The organism is Bacillus sp. FSL K6-1005 (assembly GCF_038000225.1).
GTDB classification, from domain to species: Bacteria; Bacillota; Bacilli; order Bacillales; family Bacillaceae; genus Bacillus; species Bacillus mojavensis.
Map to the genome: position 1 here is coordinate 3,579,929 of NZ_JBBOBP010000001.1, position 12,044 is coordinate 3,591,972.

The 12,044-nt window shown below is 39.0% G+C and carries 15 protein-coding genes; 10 read left to right on the forward strand and 5 right to left on the reverse strand.

The window, feature by feature from the left end:
• Positions 1–16: 16 nt before the first annotated feature.
• Both NST16_RS18560 and NST16_RS18565 read right to left on the reverse strand, forming a co-directional pair.
• The gene (locus NST16_RS18560) at positions 17–133 is read right to left on the reverse strand and encodes a Phr family secreted Rap phosphatase inhibitor (protein WP_010332587.1); all 117 of its coding nucleotides are present in this window, start codon (positions 131–133) and stop codon (positions 17–19) included.
• Complete coding sequence (locus NST16_RS18565) at positions 134–1,231, reverse strand: Rap family tetratricopeptide repeat protein (protein WP_339191818.1); 1,098 nt, start codon at positions 1,229–1,231, stop codon at positions 134–136.
• A gap of 109 nt (positions 1,232–1,340) precedes the next feature.
• On the opposite strand from NST16_RS18565, the gene NST16_RS18570 reads away from it, so the two are divergent.
• The 6 genes from NST16_RS18570 to fdhA all read left to right on the forward strand — a co-directional run bounded on the left by NST16_RS18570 (position 1,341) and on the right by fdhA (position 5,781).
• The gene (locus tag NST16_RS18570; protein ID WP_268445065.1) at positions 1,341–1,811 is read left to right on the forward strand and encodes a GNAT family N-acetyltransferase; all 471 of its coding nucleotides are present in this window, start codon (positions 1,341–1,343) and stop codon (positions 1,809–1,811) included.
• Positions 1,812–1,958: 147 nt separating this feature from the next.
• A complete protein-coding gene (locus NST16_RS18575) occupies positions 1,959–2,696 on the forward strand; it encodes a YiiX/YebB-like N1pC/P60 family cysteine hydrolase (RefSeq protein WP_193659979.1) in 738 nt (245 codons plus the stop codon).
• A 10-nt stretch (positions 2,697–2,706) separates the two neighbouring features.
• Complete coding sequence (locus tag NST16_RS18580) at positions 2,707–3,870, forward strand: hypothetical protein (protein WP_340887913.1); 1,164 nt, start codon at positions 2,707–2,709, stop codon at positions 3,868–3,870.
• A gap of 18 nt (positions 3,871–3,888) precedes the next feature.
• The gene (locus NST16_RS18585) at positions 3,889–4,137 is read left to right on the forward strand and encodes a DUF2651 family protein (protein WP_216394737.1); all 249 of its coding nucleotides are present in this window, start codon (positions 3,889–3,891) and stop codon (positions 4,135–4,137) included.
• Between the two features lie 184 nt (positions 4,138–4,321).
• A complete protein-coding gene (locus NST16_RS18590) occupies positions 4,322–4,492 on the forward strand; it encodes a hypothetical protein (protein ID WP_340887915.1) in 171 nt (56 codons plus the stop codon).
• Between the two features lie 62 nt (positions 4,493–4,554).
• Complete coding sequence (gene fdhA / locus NST16_RS18595) at positions 4,555–5,781, forward strand: formaldehyde dehydrogenase, glutathione-independent (RefSeq protein WP_326334089.1); 1,227 nt, start codon at positions 4,555–4,557, stop codon at positions 5,779–5,781.
• Positions 5,782–5,813: 32 nt separating this feature from the next.
• On the opposite strand, the gene NST16_RS18600 is transcribed toward fdhA, so the two are convergent.
• Positions 5,814–6,227, reverse strand: a complete 414-nt coding sequence (locus tag NST16_RS18600) for a hypothetical protein (protein WP_326334090.1) — start codon at positions 6,225–6,227, stop codon at positions 5,814–5,816.
• 183 nt (positions 6,228–6,410) lie between these two features.
• Between NST16_RS18600 and NST16_RS18605 the strand changes: the two genes are divergently transcribed.
• Entirely contained in the window at positions 6,411–6,581 is a 171-nt protein-coding gene (locus NST16_RS18605) for a CxxH/CxxC protein (RefSeq protein WP_304592346.1), read from the forward strand.
• A gap of 80 nt (positions 6,582–6,661) precedes the next feature.
• Positions 6,662–7,141 carry a 23S rRNA (pseudouridine(1915)-N(3))-methyltransferase RlmH gene (rlmH, locus tag NST16_RS18610; protein ID WP_003226975.1) on the forward strand — a complete coding sequence of 160 codons (480 nt, stop codon included), beginning with the start codon at positions 6,662–6,664 and terminating at the stop codon, positions 7,139–7,141.
• A gap of 133 nt (positions 7,142–7,274) precedes the next feature.
• Here rlmH and NST16_RS18615 read toward each other — a convergent pair whose 3' ends face one another.
• Together NST16_RS18615 and NST16_RS18620 are read right to left on the reverse strand one after the other, a co-directional pair.
• Positions 7,275–7,763 (reverse strand): hypothetical protein, encoded by a 489-nt coding sequence (locus NST16_RS18615; protein ID WP_252360589.1) that lies wholly within the window; start codon positions 7,761–7,763, stop codon positions 7,275–7,277.
• Between the two features lie 206 nt (positions 7,764–7,969).
• Positions 7,970–8,314: a hypothetical protein gene (locus NST16_RS18620; protein ID WP_326226216.1), complete on the reverse strand. Its 345-nt coding sequence runs from the start codon at positions 8,312–8,314 to the stop codon at positions 7,970–7,972.
• Positions 8,315–8,790: 476 nt separating this feature from the next.
• Here NST16_RS18620 and NST16_RS18625 point away from each other — a divergent pair, with 476 nt between their 5' ends.
• Positions 8,791–10,083 (forward strand): reverse transcriptase/maturase family protein, encoded by a 1,293-nt coding sequence (locus NST16_RS18625; protein ID WP_032731842.1) that lies wholly within the window; start codon positions 8,791–8,793, stop codon positions 10,081–10,083.
• Positions 10,084–10,183: 100 nt separating this feature from the next.
• Positions 10,184–11,719 (forward strand): caspase family protein, encoded by a 1,536-nt coding sequence (locus tag NST16_RS18630; protein ID WP_326226214.1) that lies wholly within the window; start codon positions 10,184–10,186, stop codon positions 11,717–11,719.
• The last annotated feature ends 325 nt before the right edge of the window (positions 11,720–12,044 follow it).

The window sequence follows — 12,044 nt, forward strand, 5'->3', positions numbered from 1 at the left end:
CAGCGGGGGTTTCTTTTTATCCAATCATTTTCTCAGCGACTTTCATCTCTTGTGAGTGGGATTGATGATCTGCAATAAACCAGCCGGATAAAATCACTGCTGCAACGCCTGCGCCAATTAGAAATTTTTTCATTTACATAACCTCCGTTTGTTTAATGAGTTCCTCAATCTGTAATGCTTCATAAAAAAAGTGAGCAGCTTCTTTGTAAAGCTCATTTTCCCTATACCGTTCGCCAGCCAAAATGGAAAGTTCTCTTACACTGTCGTATTCTCTCTCCGACATCAACACATCCATATGTTCTTTGCATAAGTGAAACGTTTCCGCATGACCTCCTTCTGCGTAAATGGCATATAAAATATCAATTTTTGCCTCACATACCTTATTCGGCTCAGTATTTAATTTTTCCTTCAATTTTTGGTAATAAGCTAGGGCCTGTTCTTTCTTTTCCGTCTTAAACAGCTCTCGTATCAGCAAGTAAACAGAATGATAGTAATAGGCAGATCGGGCGTATTCTTCGTTCTGTAACGCCTCTTCTAATTTTGAGATCGCCTCGTCTGATTTGCCGCTTTGGGCATGGAGAAGTCCAAAGTTATGTAAAAGCTGGGCTTCAAAAAAATGGTCCTCTAATTCTCTCGTCATATGAATGGCTTCATCCAAATAGCTTTCCGCCTCTTCAAACTGGTTCATCTCGGTAAAATTGCCTGACATCGTAATTAACGCGGAGGCGAGTTTCTTTTTGTAATCCGTTTCTTCTCTGAACGTTTTGACCGCTTGCCGTGTATGGTTGAGAGACACAATATTTTGTCCCAGCTTATAATAGAGCTTTCCAACCTTCAGATGAAATTCGGCCTTTTCGATCGGATCGGGGATGTTGCTGAGATACTGCTCCGCTTCTTTATAGAGCCCGATGGCAATTTCGTAATGATTTTTATAGGCTTCATACATGCCTTCAAACAGAAAAAAGTAATATTTCAGCATGTCTGACGTAGCATTCATATGAGGAGACTCCTCATGCTGAAAGCCCAGCCCTCTCGCTTCATGAAGCAAAACTTTATGGCGCAATTCTAATAAGGAGAAGTAGGCAAGCACCTCCTGATCCTCTTCCATATCATCCAATAAAGGCTTTACTTCTTCAAAGATACGGGCGGACTCTTCAACTTCATGTTTCTTGATCGCAAGGTACCAATCGTTGAGCATGTTAGCGATTTCTGCAGGTGCAATCTTATTCATTTGAAACTCCCTTCTCTATTCATTTATCAATCTCATTGCTTATCATGATAGTAACACCTCCTTCTATTTTATGTAAAATCCTCTAGTCAATAAATAAAGGAGAGGCGATATGACCATTACGCTGACACCTATGCAAGCCGAGGAATTTCGATCCTATCTGACATACACGACTAAGCATTATGCAAAAGAAAAGATAAAGGCAGGATCGTGGCTCCCTGAAGAGGCCATGCTTTTGTCCAAACAGACTTTTTCTGATTTGCTGCCGAATGGGCTGCACACGCATCATCACCATTTGTGGAGTATCATCCTGAACGGAAAGGAAACGGCTGGCTGGCTCTGGATTCACGCAGAACCGGAACACCCGCAGCAGGAAGCGTTTATTTACGATTTCGGATTGTATGAATCATATCGGGGAAAAGGTTTCGCGAAGCAAGCCTTGAACGCACTGGATGAGATGGCGGGAAACATGGGCATTCGAAAGCTGTCTCTCCACGTATTCGCTCACAATGAGACGGCAAGGCGGCTGTATGAGCAAACTGGATTTCAGGAGACTGATGTGATCATGAGTAAGAAGCTTTAGGCCTGGGGAAGGCCCTTTTTTGTGAGACAACCTTCCTGTAAATGATTTCTAAAAATTCTGTAAATCACCTAGTTACCTTCCACATTTCCCTAATATAATGTTGATAAAGGAAAGCATCTTTCCTACACACATGAAAGAGGAGATGTCATGAGTATGAAGAAAAAGGTATCAATTATTTTGGTAGCGCTTACAATGTGCGTCGGCCTGTTTGTTTCTCCCGCAAAAGCTGCAAGGGTCACGAACTATGCTGAAGAAATTGCAGCGCTTCAGCCAGGCACGACCGCAGAAGAAATCACAAAATCCGCCAGCCAGATTGCCAAACAGCAGCACGTAAAGACCGATGTGATTCTCAAACAGTTTTACAAGGAAATCACCGCCGATAAAGCAGAAGGAGACCAGCTCGCCAAGGAAAGCGGCATGTCCGTGATGGGCGGCTCATCCGGTACGAAAAAACTTCCCACAAGCACGAAAGGAAACATCTACTACACCAACTCCTACACAGCCTACTACAACCATGGCCATGTCGGCATGTACTCCGCCGCTGACAAGATTGTTGAATCGGTTCCAAGCGACGGCGTCAGGCAGATCGCTTATAATGCCAGAGACGTGGAAGACAACTCCATCGTACAAACAGTCAACGTCACCTCATCTAAAAAAACATCCGCTGCCGACTGGGCGGTATCAAGAGTCGGCGACCCATACTCATTTAACTTCGTCAATAACAGAAATACCGGCCATGACGGCGCCAAAAACTGTTCGAAGCTCCTATGGTCTGCATTTTTACTGAAAGCCGGCATTGATATCGACAGCAATAAAGGATTAGGCGTTTACCCGCGCGACATCACAAGTTCTTCCTATACGACAACCGTCATGACGATCAATTAGGGAGACGGATATGAAAAAATGGATGATCACCATTGTCATGCTGATTCTCGCAGGAATCGCACTATTTGTCTTCGTTTCTCCTCTTAAAAGCCATAAAGCCGTGAGTCAGCAGGATCTCCGAAACCCTGATTTTCTGAACGACAAAGAAGTCCTGCTGTATTTCTCAACCTCAGCGGATCAAGATGCATTCGGGGGCGGGAAAAGCTTTGCCCTGTTTATCAGCCAAGACAGGTCGCTGTCTTCATTTCAGATGAAGGGCCTTGAGCTGGGTTCCGCCAAGGTTCATGACGACAGTGTGATGCTGGAGGACAAACACATGATTTTCACGATCAAAAACGGCTTGCACTCCCATAAAAGAGCCTATCAGCATACAGGCGACAGCGCGGGGTTTCTGCAAAATACGGACGGCTTTTACACCCTCTACAACTCCGGCTATGACAAAAAGGGAGGCGGATACCGCTCAGAGCTGTACCGCCAGTTGGACGGGGAGTGGAAAAAAGACGTCATTCCTTACTACATCCGAGCCTCCGGTTTTCACGGTGGCGCCATTTACGCACTTGTCCCGACAGACGACGAGAAAGGCTATCAGCTCCTTCAGATTCAGGCCGATCAAAAGAAGCTTACCAATCACGCCATCACGGAATGGCAGTATCGGGAAGGAGCCTCAATCGAGTCTCAGCTTGCTGCGGACGATCAAGCTGTGTATGTGATGGTTCGGGGGCAAAAAGCCAGCAATCTCTATCAAATGGTGAAAATCAATAAGAAAAGCGGTAACGTGGAGCTTTACGATATCGCCGAATACAAAAACGACGAGCAAACAATATACAGCTCTATGCCGTTCAGCTTCAAAAAAAGCTTTTTCTCGTATCACGGGTCCCTGTATTTCATTGAGGGCTTCGGAAAGGTATACAAGATCGATGCAAAGACAGGAAAAAGCCGGATTGCCTTCGCCCTTTCCCCAGAAAAAATGAAGGCCGATTTCAAAGAAATTACACAAAAAGGCAGCAGCCTCTATTTCTTCACATATACCTACAACCAGCCTGCATACATTGAACAATACAGCCTGAAAACCGGAAAGAAAGTGAAGGAAAAAGAGATCGGGAAGGTAAAGGAGATTGTGGCGCCAAAGAGTCATTTGAAGCTGTATGATTTTGAGATGATGAAGAATTTTTAAGGTGAAGGGGGTTCCGACTTGGGAGCCGTTATACTGCTCATCGTTTTTGTTTTTCCGATGATGTCAGGCGTAATTGGTGCAGCGGGTTATTTCATATGTAAGAAAGTTTGGATGGGTCCGCTCATCGTGCTTATTGCGAGTTTGATATTGTTGTTTACGTTAGCCTCTGGCAACAGTTCATTCATGTTTTGGGTTGTGCTTTATACTGCAATTGCGTTAGCAGCCAGTGTTGTCACATTATTTCTCAGGAAATTATTATTCAACTGACCGCTGTTTATGAAGAGACTTGTGAAGTCTCTTTTTTCTGTTACGCAATGTGATACATATCAATGATAGAACGTTGTCCAGCCTCCATCTAAACATATAAAGCTCGAATGGCCTTTTCAAGCAAACAGGTGTTAATTACTGTAAAATGAATATATAGAATGGATGCAGATAAAGGAGGAAGCATATGCGCACCAAACGGGTCATTCTTCTTGCAGTTATCATCAGTCTGATTTCGGCGGCTACGATGTTCCTGTTAAACGGAGGTAAAGCAGATTGGTTCGACATCATCGGAATCATTATCGGCTGCTTTCTTGGCATATTTGTTGTTGTAAGAATAAAGAAAAAGCAGGCGTGAAAAAGGGAAAGGGTCATGCTGAACCGAAGTCATGTTCAAGGACGCAAAGTCCAAACACATGAATGGGAGGAATGGCGTTGACAGGAAACAAAGCGGTTGTGTACAAAGGCAAAGGAAACGTGGCGGTGGAGGATATCGGCTATCCGGAGTTAATCTTGAGGGACGGGCCCGGCGTTCCGAAGGCGAATGTGAATCGGAAATGTGAGCACGGGGTGATTTTGAAGGTGATTACCACAAACATTTGCGGAAGCGACCAGCACATGGTCAGAGGCCGCACGACGGCGCCTGATGGCTTGGTGCTGGGGCATGAAATTACGGGAGAAGTCATTGAAACAGGTCGGGACGTTGAATTTATCAAAAAAGGCGACATCGTATCCGTTCCTTTCAATATTGCCTGCGGGCGCTGTGTGATGTGCAGAACGCAGAAAACGCATGTGTGCCTGAATGTCAATCCGGACCGGCCCGGATCGGCTTACGGTTACGTAGATATGGGCGGCTGGGTCGGCGGGCAGTCAGAATACGTCATGGTGCCGTACGCCGATTTTCAGCTGTTGGTCTTCCCGGATAAAGAACAGGCGTTAGAGAAAATTCTTGATTTAACCATGCTGTCCGACATTTTTCCGACCGGCTTCCACGGGGCGTACACAGCGGGTGTGCAAACGGGATCGACTGTCTATATCGCAGGAGCGGGGCCTGTCGGCTTAGCCGCCGCGCACTCCGCCCAGCTCCTTGGCGCTTCCACAGTGATTGTAGGCGATTTGAATGAAGACAGACTGGCACAGGCGAGAAGCTTTGGCTGTGAAACGGTCAACGTGCAAAAACACGACCGCCTCGGCGAACAAATTGAACAAATACTAGGGGAACCAACCGTGGATGCCGCAGTGGACTGTGTCGGCTTTGAAGCGTCCGGACACGGCAGCCAAGGAGAAGCGCCAGCAGCTGTACTGAACTCGATCATGGACGTCACCCAGGTTGGCGGAAGTCTCGGCATTCCAGGCTTATATGTGACCGAAGACCCGGGCGCAAGCGACGCAGAGGCCAAAAAAGGCTCATTAAAAATCCGATTCGGCCTAGGCTGGGCAAAAGCCCATACCTTCGTCACCGGACAAACACCGGCCATGAAGTATAACCGCAATCTCATGAAAGCGATCCTGAGCGGCAGAGCGCAAATCGCAAAAGCCGTCAACGCCACCGTCATTTCACTGGACGACGCGCCAAAAGGATACAGCGATTTTGACAAAGGAGCGGCGAAGAAATTTGTGATTGATCCGCATGGAGCATTGAAATAAAAAAAAGCCGGCTGTTCAATCGAACGCCGGCTTTATTGCTGATAATCGGTTTCTTCAAAGCGATCTCCTGATTCGTCTTGGACAATTAAATCCCCTTCGATTTTGTCCAGTCCAATCAGAATATAAGGGTTTTTCTCATTTTCCTCGGGAGCCGGCTTTCGTTTCACAGTTACAATCGTTTCTTTAGGTGAGTATTTGACGTCTGACACCTCAAGCTTCTTATCCTTCTCGCTGCTTCCGAGAGACACAATAACCATCTTTCTGCCTTCTAAAATGGTGAAGACTTGATACCCTTTTACGTCATCATGTGTTTGAAGGTAATTTGCGTATAATTCTAGCTCGGAACTGCCTTCACCGATCCGATCCTTCTCTAACACCCAATAAGACGACTGACACCCAGCAAGCAGCAACATGATCACAAAAAGCCAAACCCATCTGAAGCGCACATGCAGACCTCCCCAAACATCGGTTACAACCAAACTAACATACGAGCGAAATAGAGTCATCAACAGCTTGTTTGTCGATTTGTGGATAAAACTCAGCCCGAAGCACTACTAACATGTGAATAAATAGGTTATATTGGGAAGAGAATATTTACAAAAATGCAAGAAACCATCGGAGGATTTGACATGAAACAAACGTATTATTCCTGTGAAGAACACATCGAAACCGTGCTGGATATGTACATAGACGACCACGAGCTGCCGCCCGAAATCAGAAAAATCGAACATACTAACAGTTTATCCACAGCCTGTGAATTATGTGGAGACTCCGCAGTATATATAGTGGGGAACGAATGATCTTACACAAAATACAGAAAAGATATCCACAATTGTGGACAACATATATGAATAACTTGTTTTTAAAGTGGGGATGACCTGTGAATATCAATATTGTGACAATCGGAAAACTAAAAGAAAAATACCTCAAGCAAGGCATTGAAGAATACACCAAACGACTTTCGGCCTACGCAAAAATCGACATCATCGAACTCCCGGACGAAAAAGCGCCGGAAAACCTAAGCGACCAGGACATGAAAATCATAAAAGACAAAGAAGGCGACCGCATCCTATCCAAAATCAGCCCCGACGCCCACGTCATCGCTCTCGCCATCGAAGGAAAAATGAAAACATCCGAAGAACTAGCCGATACAATAGATAAGCTGGCTACATATGGAAAAAGCAAAGTCACCTTCGTCATCGGCGGCTCACTCGGATTGAGTGACGCAGTGATGAAGCGAGCGGACGAGAAGCTATCGTTCTCGAAAATGACGTTTCCTCATCAGTTGATGCGTCTCATACTAGTTGAGCAGATTTATCGGGCTTTTCGGATTAATCGTGGGGAGCCTTATCATAAGTAAATGAGGTTTTATCTGTATACAAAAACAGTCCCTTCCCTATTAATTGGGGGGCCTGTTTTGGTTATATTAAAGTTTGTACTTTATATTTGAATTTACAACAAAGGGAATGACATTAGTTAATACAGTTGAAAGATTATAAACCTACAGATTGTTTCAAATGCTTTTTTTCTTTCTCAATTAAAGATTTGAAATATTGAGTTGGATTATCCCCAAAATCAGGTTTTGTTCTGTTTCTTGTTTTTTCAATATAGAATTGAATTATTCTCTCAGCACTTCTTCTAGGAAAAACAACATTTATTAAATTAAATAAACCTCCTCCATTATGTGTGTTGATAAAAATTTTTTTTAACAAAGTATCAGCGGTAGCAAATAAAAAAACCTCATGCATTTTTGATTCATTCCAATAAAGTGTACTCCAATATGATAGATAGGTTAAATCCCAGGCTTGGTTCATACAACCTTTTTCAATTCTTTCTAATATATCGCTATTAGCGTGTTTGGGTGCTTTGATACCATTTTGATTGGAAAATAACATAACAAGATATGTATTTATATATTGAGAGATGAGCAAATTTTCAAAGTTCCAACTTAGGAATTCTAATAATTTTTCTAAAGGATTCATATCAGAGTCTCGATATATATTAACTAAATGCAACATGCTGGCATAATTCATTAGAAAGTGATCATTAGTTTCATGATAAGTGATTGAATTTTCATATGGAATATTGAAAAGGTTACACTTAGGAATCTGGTCTATTGTGCCATTAGCTAAATTTAACCAAATCTGAGGTGGATAAAAATCGAAAATATCATTAAAGTTATTTAGCTCTATTTTTTAGCATTATAAGAATTGTTGTATCTTGATGCATTTTCCATTATTGCTAATCCAGCACTAATTGGAACCTGTTTCATTTGAGTCCATAACATTAAAAGAGCAATCATTCTTTTTTCTTTAGTGTCTTTTAGATCACCATTTTTAGCAAGAGACAATAAACTACTAAAAAGGTTCCTATCTAGAATTAAAGAAACTTCTTTTTCTTCGTTTAATGTTAGAAATTCAGAGTAATCAATCGATCCAATTGGTGCATATACTGGGTGGAATACTAGTTGAGTATTATTAATTGAATCCCAAATCATTTGAAGATCATCATCCTCTAAAAATAAAAAACTCATATATTTACTCCTCTCAATTATTAGGGAACAGATTCTCCGTAGTTAATATGACGCCTAAACCGCAAAATTTAATTTTATATTTTTCAAGAAACTTTATTCCAGATCATTGGTCAAAACATAATGACTTTTGATTGACTTTTTTGACTATTTCAATATCAGATGGTAATATTAATATGGTTAACGCCTCATAAAAGTAGTTATGAGGGAAATTGGTGAATTTCTGTCAAGCTTTATCTCAATTGTAATCATAATACTTATCCAGTCAATTACAATCGATAACGCTTCTGAATAACTTGGCATTTGGATACCTCCAATCGTCAACCAATTTAATATACTGATTATAGTATAAGCTATTAGTGCATTCAGTAGCCTCTTTATAGGCTAGCAATGGTCTATAATTCGAAAGGAGAGTATGCTAGCAGGGTTTTGATAGAGTAATAGGCTACGATTACATACCCCTGCTAGCTCTGCCAAATATGAATGAAAAAAAGTATCGTGTAAAGGGTTATAAGCACCTTGATAATAAAAAATCAATTGAAAAAGTTAAGGGTAAAATCCAGAACCCTCGATGGGTTGCTAAACATGGGTTTTACCCGTTTATGCATTTTGAAATTAAATTTCAAAAATATAGCAGAAAAGAAAAAAAACCAAAAGAAAAAGTCCGTAAAATTTTCTATGCCTCTCATATGGATAGCTATATCTATAAGTACTATGGGGACAAGCTAAATAACCACTATAATTCTGTTGTAGATAAACTAGGTATTAATGAAGTTGCAACTGCATATCGGAACAACTTATCTGGAAAAAGTAATATTAACTTTGCTAAAGAAGTTATTGATTTTATAAAAGTGCAGCAAAGTGCATATATTTTTGTTGCTGACTTTACTAATTTCTTTGATACATTGGATCATAGGTATCTTAAAGAGAAAATCCGCTATGTTCTAAAAAAGGATACATTACCTGACGATTATTATAATGTCTTCAAGAATATAACAAGATTTAGTTACTTTATTAAAGATACAATAGAATCAGAATTAAAAAATAAGTACACTGAAAGTGAAATTAAAAATAGTTATAAGTATTTCACAGAAGAGGAATTTAGATCCTTTAAGCATAAAAATATATACAAGAATTCTAAGAGCTATGGAATACCTCAAGGTGCAGGTATCAGTTCAGTCTGTTCTAATATTTATTTGCTAGATTTCGATGAAAAATTACAAAAATATGTAAAAGGGCAAAAGGGCCTATATCGAAGATATTGTGATGATTTAATTATAGTTATTCCAATTGAAGGAGACGTCCAAGACTATAACTATAAAATTCATCAAAAAATTATGGATGATATAAAAGAACAGATTCCAAATTTAGAAATACAACCTGAAAAGACAGGGAATTATTTTTATACTGATAATCAGATTACTGATTTAGACTTTAATGAGACAAAATTAGACTACTTAGGGTTCAGTTTTAATGGTAAAGAAGTTCGAATTAGAGAAAAAAGTCTTTTTAAGTATTATACGAGAACATATCGTAAAGTAAGGATATGCAATCGTAAATCAAAAAAATTCGGTCGTAAATCGTATAGGAGAGAATTATATAAGAACTACTCTCACTTGGGAAAAAGTAAGAAAGGGCATGGGAATTTTATTAGTTACGTTGAAAGAGCACAGAAGATATTTGATGAAGATTCAAAAACTATAAATCTTATGGAAACACAAGTGAAGAAACACTGGAAAAACATTCAATCACGATTAGAACAACCAGAATAATATAGACAAGCCCAATTTTCTTTAATTAAAATTGGGCTTGTCTATTTATATGGTTATTACAATCTTAATCAGATAAACAAGTGAAGCTGGGGTGATTTATATGGGAAGGATAAAGGCATTTTTAGTAGGAGTTAGTGAGTATTCAGGTATCGGTGCACCTGACTTACCATTTTGTAAAACAGACATAATTAATGTTAATAAAGCGTTAAGAGAAGGATTACAGCTGGATGATATGGATATTTTTCAAATGGGTATGACAAATAACGGTCATGTAGCAACCGTCGATTTTTTACATGCCCTTGAGCTTTTTATTGGCAATTTACAAAAAGATGATATATTTATTTTTTATTTCTCAGGTCATGGGACTTCTAGTGAAATTCATAATATTGTTTTTAGCGATGGATTATTATGTACTCAGGACATAATTAATAAAATAGGCGAGTCATTAGCTAAAAGCAAAGTATTGCTTATAGACTGCTGCTATTCAGGTAATTTTAGAGTTGAAGGTCCAAAAAGCACTAATTTAGAAGAATCTATAGAATCTTTTCAAGGTAGCGGTTATGCGATATTAAGTGGTAGTAACGCTATTGAACCTTCTTATGGAGGGAGCAATGGAAGTATATTTACAAATATTTTATGCGATGGACTGACGAATAAATTTTTGATAAAAAAGGGAGAACTTTCACTTTATGATTTGCAGTTGTGGGTAAAGAGGTTACTTGAGATTCATACTTTAAATAATCCGGATACACCTCAGCATGCTATATATAGAGCTAATATAGGAGGTACAATTTATTTTAAAATTTCAGAGTATACTCCTTATGAAAAAGGTAATATTTACTTTGAAAACGAAGATTACATTATTAAGAGTGTGGAACCTGTCCATCATGGTTCTAAAAAAAGGTACGCGGCAAAAATACTTCTTAAGAAACCATTCTCGGATGCAGAAATAGCGGACGTCTCAACAAAAATTAAAAAAAGATTACTGTTTTGTGATGTATATAATAACAAAATACAAGAAGATAGATATAAAGGCTTTCCATCAGATATAATATGGATTTATTTCACTTTTTATGATAGTGATATTTTACGAGGGAATTATTATTGTAAAACTACTTGGGTAAGCGATAATCAAGATAAGACTTATTGGTATAGTTTGAAAGGCTCTAATAAACGTTTAATAAAAGGTGTTCATTTTGAGTTTTATCCCCAATATAAGATAATTAGTAATTTTATTTTTGATAATACCAAGTCTAACGATGAAGTACTATATAAAGTTAAAGAAATTAGGTATCAAATGATAACATATGCTGAATCTATAATTTCATTATTTAATGAGTATCAAAATGAGACTATTTTTGAAGATGAGTTATTTGCAAGTGTAACACCTTATTCGTCAGTGTTGGATAGTTTATTTTTTGAATCAAATGACTTACCTTTTTCTGATGAGACATTATCAGAATGGGTACAAGCTAACATAACCTTATTTAGCACAATACATGATTTTACTCTGTTTTATAATGAGAAATTTCGTAACACTAGAGATTCTGCCAATAGAAAGTTAGTAATGCAAAGTACGGTGTTAAGGTATTATGAAGACTTAAAGGTTTTAAAAGAACTAGAACAAAAGAGATGAAAAAACCTCATTTAGATACACTACGGAGAGCCTTATCATAAGTAATTGGAAAATCAATAAAAAGTTAATTAGACAAAATACTTAACAAAATTTAATTCAAGAAAAAAGAAGAAGGAACCAAAGTGTTCCTAAATGAGAATACTCTTGTTGTTAAATTTATTGACTATCTTGAGTCTTACTAATTTATAAAAGGGTAAAAGTTGGGGAAAATCCTGAGCTAAATTTAGCGCGGGCATTTAGATATAAATATAAGTATAATTTAAGGTTTTCTCATCAACTTCAAAATTATTTCTTTTGTTTAAAATTTGGAAGAGGTAGTGTCCAA

Coding starts and splice junctions, on each gene's coding strand:
- NST16_RS18605 (WP_304592346.1), top strand. CDS start 6,411: ATGAAACAAACGTATTATTCCTGTGAAGAACACATCGAAACCGTGCTG.
- NST16_RS18575 (WP_193659979.1), top strand. CDS start 1,959: ATGAGTATGAAGAAAAAGGTATCAATTATTTTGGTAGCGCTTACAATG.
- NST16_RS18630 (WP_326226214.1), top strand. CDS start 10,184: ATGGGAAGGATAAAGGCATTTTTAGTAGGAGTTAGTGAGTATTCAGGT.
- NST16_RS18560 (WP_010332587.1), bottom strand. CDS start 133: ATGAAAAAATTTCTAATTGGCGCAGGCGTTGCAGCAGTGATTTTATCC.
- NST16_RS18580 (WP_340887913.1), top strand. CDS start 2,707: ATGAAAAAATGGATGATCACCATTGTCATGCTGATTCTCGCAGGAATC.
- NST16_RS18590 (WP_340887915.1), top strand. CDS start 4,322: ATGCGCACCAAACGGGTCATTCTTCTTGCAGTTATCATCAGTCTGATT.
- NST16_RS18565 (WP_339191818.1), bottom strand. CDS start 1,231: ATGAATAAGATTGCACCTGCAGAAATCGCTAACATGCTCAACGATTGG.
- NST16_RS18570 (WP_268445065.1), top strand. CDS start 1,341: ATGACCATTACGCTGACACCTATGCAAGCCGAGGAATTTCGATCCTAT.
- NST16_RS18620 (WP_326226216.1), bottom strand. CDS start 8,314: ATGAGTTTTTTATTTTTAGAGGATGATGATCTTCAAATGATTTGGGAT.
- NST16_RS18625 (WP_032731842.1), top strand. CDS start 8,791: ATGAATGAAAAAAAGTATCGTGTAAAGGGTTATAAGCACCTTGATAAT.
- fdhA (WP_326334089.1), top strand. CDS start 4,555: ATGGGAGGAATGGCGTTGACAGGAAACAAAGCGGTTGTGTACAAAGGC.
- NST16_RS18615 (WP_252360589.1), bottom strand. CDS start 7,763: ATGAATCCTTTAGAAAAATTATTAGAATTCCTAAGTTGGAACTTTGAA.